This window comes from Mitsuaria sp. TWR114 (assembly GCF_007997345.1).
On record NZ_VOSR01001098.1, the window covers coordinates 1 to 502 of the forward strand.

The following is a 502-nucleotide window of genomic DNA, read 5'->3' on the forward strand; positions in this document are numbered from 1 at the left end:
CAGGCCCGGGTCGGTGGCGGCGTCTTCGTCGGTCGCGCCGTGCCGGTGGTCTTTGCCGACGGATCGGGCCACCAGAACATCGCCGGCTGCAACCAGCCGGCGATGGCGACGGCCGCGAGCGCCACCAGGCCCGCGAACGCGCGGGGCGCGGCGGAAGGGATGACGCGCCAGAGCAGGCCCGTGGCGGTCGCCAGCAGCCACATCATCGGCAGCAGCCAGACGCCCCAACGGGCGCCGAGCGGCCAGCTTTCCAGCGGGCCGATCAGTCGCAGCAGCGGCACGAGGAGCAGGCTGACCGCGACGGAGATCAGCGCGCTGTTGGCCATCACCAGGGTCAGCACCACCGACGTGTCGGGCGCCGCGGCGGCCCCCGGCCGCTGACGCGCGGCGCGGACGGCGATCCAGCTGATCCAGATCCACAGGACCGTGGCCGCCCAGCCGTTCAGCACCGCCGGCCAATACAGCCGCGCGGGCCCGTCGATGGCCAGGCGCTGGACACCGA

1 protein-coding gene is annotated in these 502 nt (G+C 74.3%); it reads right to left on the reverse strand.

Going from position 1 to position 502, the window contains the following annotated elements:
* Positions 1-502 (reverse strand): hypothetical protein (locus FUT87_RS29715; RefSeq protein WP_222617332.1); only part of this gene is annotated, 502 nt, incomplete at both ends.